General features: G+C 39.4%; 3 protein-coding genes and 3 pseudogenes. All 6 read left to right on the forward strand.

Annotated elements, in window-relative coordinates:
- Nucleotides 1–357: pseudogene (locus HMPREF2887_RS10570) on the forward strand (PTS fructose transporter subunit IIC); the annotation flags it as partial.
- Between the two features lie 160 nt (nt 358–517).
- Nucleotides 518–892, forward strand: a complete 375-nt coding sequence (locus HMPREF2887_RS07240; RefSeq protein WP_003024043.1) for a DUF1149 family protein — start codon at nt 518–520, stop codon at nt 890–892.
- 3 nt (nt 893–895) lie between these two features.
- The gene (locus HMPREF2887_RS07245; RefSeq protein WP_021001841.1) at nt 896–1,744 is read left to right on the forward strand and encodes a DegV family protein; all 849 of its coding nucleotides are present in this window, start codon (nt 896–898) and stop codon (nt 1,742–1,744) included.
- Nucleotides 1,745–1,754: 10 nt separating this feature from the next.
- Nucleotides 1,755–2,521: pseudogene (gene dapB / locus HMPREF2887_RS07250) on the forward strand (4-hydroxy-tetrahydrodipicolinate reductase).
- Nucleotides 2,518–3,717 carry a CCA tRNA nucleotidyltransferase gene (locus HMPREF2887_RS07255; protein ID WP_057489704.1) on the forward strand — a complete coding sequence of 400 codons (1,200 nt, stop codon included), beginning with the start codon at nt 2,518–2,520 and terminating at the stop codon, nt 3,715–3,717. The pseudogene dapB and the gene HMPREF2887_RS07255 overlap by 4 nt, the downstream one beginning before the upstream one ends.
- A pseudogene (locus HMPREF2887_RS10695) lies at nt 3,714–3,839 on the forward strand (ABC transporter ATP-binding protein); the annotation flags it as partial. The gene HMPREF2887_RS07255 and the pseudogene HMPREF2887_RS10695, both read left to right, overlap by 4 nt.

Genomic DNA, 3,839 nt, shown 5'->3' on the forward strand with positions numbered 1-3,839 from the left:
GGTATGGTTCCACCTCTTGCAGTCTTTGTCGCAACCCTTCTATTCAAAGATAAATTCACTGAAGAAGAACGCAATTCAGGCTTGACAAACATTGTTATGGGACTATCCTTCATCACTGAAGGTGCTATTCCATTTGGTGCTGCTGACCCTGCCCGTGCCATTCCAAGCTTTATGGTTGGTTCAGCTTTAGCAGGCGCACTTGTCGGCATGGCTGGTATTAAACTCATGGCACCGCACGGAGGTATCTTCGTTATTGCACTTACTTCAAATGCCCTTCTCTATATCATCTTCATCTTGATTGGCGCAATTGTAAGTGGTGTGTTATTCGGAGCACTTCGTAAACCATTGAATAAATAATGATGAGTTTCATCGTTCTAGGAGTTGGAGAATAATTCTCTAGCTTCTTTTTTAATCTAAAAGAAACATTGAAAGGAGATGATTTTCATACTGATTAAAATAGTCAGGCGCTGGAAAATATGTTATAATTTTAATAACGCATATTTTGAGGAGAAATGAAATGGAATTACAACGCGAAAAAGAATTTGTCAGTCAATATCACTATGATGCACGTAATTTAGAGTGGGAAAAAGAAAACGGAACCCCAGAAACAAAAGTGGATGTCAATTTTCAATTGTTAAATCAAGATCAAGAAGGACAAGTAACTTCTATCGTTGTAATTGTGAGTTTTATGATTGTCTTTGATGCTTTTGTAATTAGTGGAACAATTTCACAAGTCAACCATATCATGGGACAAATTGTCAATGAGCCAAGTGAATTTGAGCAGGACGAAGTGGAACAACTAGCTCGTCCAAGTTTGTCCGTCTTAAATCGTTTGACCTATGAAGTAACAGAAATCGCCTTGGATTTGCCAGGTATCAATTTGGAGTTTTAATGCATGAAATTAGCCGTAATTACTGATTCGTCAGCATATTTGGATAGCAAAGTCATCGAAAATGAGCATTTATTTGTCTTAGATATTCCCGTTAGTATCGACGGGATTGAGTACATCGAAGGAAAGAATCTTTCTGCTAGCGAATTTTATCAAAAAATGGCAGCCTCTAGTGAATTACCAAAGACTAGCCAACCGAGTATCGCCAGCTTAGTGAACACTCTGTCTTTAGTAGAAGGGCAAGGTTATACTCATGTTATTGGTCTGTTTTTATCGAGTGGCATTTCTGGCTTTTATCAAAATATCCAGTATTTGAAAGATGAATTTCCAAGTTTAGAAATTGCTTTTCCAGATTCAAAAATCACAAGTGCGCCGCTTGGAATGATGGTGGAGCATATTTTAAACTGGGCTGAACAAGGATTAGCGTTTGAGCAAATTCTGAGCAATCTTGACGTTCAAATCAAGGGAATTGGTGCCTTCATCATGGTAGATGACTTAAATCATTTGGTGAAAGGCGGTCGTTTGTCGAATGGCGCTGCAATTCTGGGAAACTTGCTCAGTATCAAACCAATTCTTTACTTTAATGAAGAGGGCGTCATTGAGGTTTATGAAAAGATTCGTACCGAGAAAAAAGCTACGAAACGCCTGATTGAGATTGTCAAAGAGCAAACTGCACAAGGAAATTACCAAGTGATGATTATTCATGGAAATGCACTGGAAAAAGCAGAACATTTACATCAATTATTGTTAGAAGATGGTGTTTCTGGAGAGATTCCGATTGCGACATTTGGTAGTGTGATTGGAACTCACTTGGGTGCTGGAAGTATTGCCTTAGCCTATATTCCGATTATTTAAGGAGGATTCCATGAGTATAAAGGTCATTATTGCTGGTTTCAAAGGAAAAATGGGACAAGCTGCTTATAACATGGTGACAGAAGATCCTGCATTAGAGCTCGTTGGATTGCTTGACCCACTTACTCCAGAAAAGAAGTAGCTGGTGTTCCCGTTTTTAATCAGAAAGAAGATTTGAGTGGCATAGAAGCGGATGTATGGGTTGATTTTACAACTCCTAAAGTGGCGTATGAAAATACTCGTTTTGCATTAGAGCATGGTTTTGCACCTGTGGTCGGAACGACTGGATTTACATCGGATGAAATCAAAGAGTTAGTTGAGTTTTCTCGTCAAAAAGAGCTAGGAGGCTTGATTGCTCCTAATTTTGCTGTGGGAGCGGTTCTTTTGATGCAATTTGCAACGCAAGCAGCTAAATATTTTCCAGATGTGGAAATCATTGAATTACATCATGATCAGAAAAAGGATGCGCCGAGCGGCACAGCGATTAAAACAGCTGAATTGATCAGCAAGGTTCGCCCCAAGAAGCATCAAGGTGCAATGGACGAAAAAGAGTTATTACAAGGAGCACGTGGTGCAGAAATGGACGGCATGCGCATTCATTCGGTTCGTTTACCAGGATTGGTGGCTCATCAAGAAGTCATCTTTGGCGGTCAAGGTGAAGGACTGACACTTCGTCATGATTCGTACGATCGTAAGTCTTTCATGACGGGGGTGAATTTAGGTATTAAGGAAGTGGTCAAGAAAAAAGAGCTTGTCTACGGATTGGAATATTTGTTATGAGATTAAAAAATCTGCCTTCTGAATTTCAGGAGGCTTTACCAGTATTAAAGAAGATTAAGAATGCCGGTTTTGAGGCGTACTTTGTCGGTGGTTCAGTCCGCGATGCTTTATTGAATCGACCGATTCATGATGTGGATATTGCGAGTTCTAGTTATCCAGAAGAAACCAAACGTATTTTTGAGCGAACGATTGATGTCGGTATTGAGCATGGGACAGTTTTAGTCTTAGAAGATAATCATGAATACGAAGTGACGACTTTTCGGACAGAGGATATCTATGTAGATTATCGCAGACCGAGCCATGTCACGTTTGTTCGTTCTCTCGAAGAAGATTTAAAACGGCGCGATTTCACGATCAATGCTTTGGCTTTGGATGAAGCAAGGAATGTGATTGATTTATTTGAAGGGTTAGCTGATTTAGAAAATCAGATCTTACGTGCTGTAGGAATACCTTCGGAACGTTTCAACGAAGACGCCTTGCGCATTATGCGAGGATTTCGTTTTCAGGCAGCTTTAGGGTTTGATTTGGACACAGATACATTTCAGGCTATAAAACTGTGTGCACCACTATTAGAAAAAATTTCTGTAGAGCGGACTTTCATTGAATTTGACAAACTACTGACAGCGTCTTATTGGCGTAAAGGATTGAAAAGTCTGCTTGCCAGTGGTGCAACAGACTATTTGCCTGACATGCGCAGCAGCCAATCTCAGTTGGAAAAGATGTTTGATGTTAAAGCAGATTTTCAATTTACGAGTTCAGAGCAAGCTTGGGCTACTCTTTTAATGACTCTTCAAGTAAAAAATGTTAAAAAATTCCTCAAGCATTGGAAAACTTCAAATGAATTTCAAAAGCGCGTAGAGCAAATTGTCACGATTTATAATATTCGCCAAAGGCATTTTCTGGATAAGGAAGAATGCTATCGTTTTGAACTGGACCTGATGATACAAGCAGAAGAAATTCGTCAAGCACAGGGATTAGCTGTTGATTTTGAAAAGATTCATTCTACTTATGATTCACTAACGATTCATGATAAACATGAAATTGTCGTCAATGGTGGTCTGTTAATCAAAGAATTTGGCTTTAAGCCGGGTCCTGCTTTAGGACAGCTCTTGACTGAGATCGAGACAGCTATTGTGAATGGTACCTTGGACAACCGTCTGGAGGCTATTTTGGCTTTTGTAGAGGAGAGAAGATGAGTGACTTTATTGTTGAAAAGTTGACTAAAACGGTGGGAGATAAGACTGTTTTTAAAAATATTTCCTTTATTATTCATGGTTTGGATCGGATTGGCTTGATTGGGGTTAATGGAACTGGAAAA

Source organism: Streptococcus sp. HMSC071H03, assembly GCF_001813035.1.
GTDB lineage: Bacteria > Bacillota > Bacilli > Lactobacillales > Streptococcaceae > Streptococcus > Streptococcus anginosus.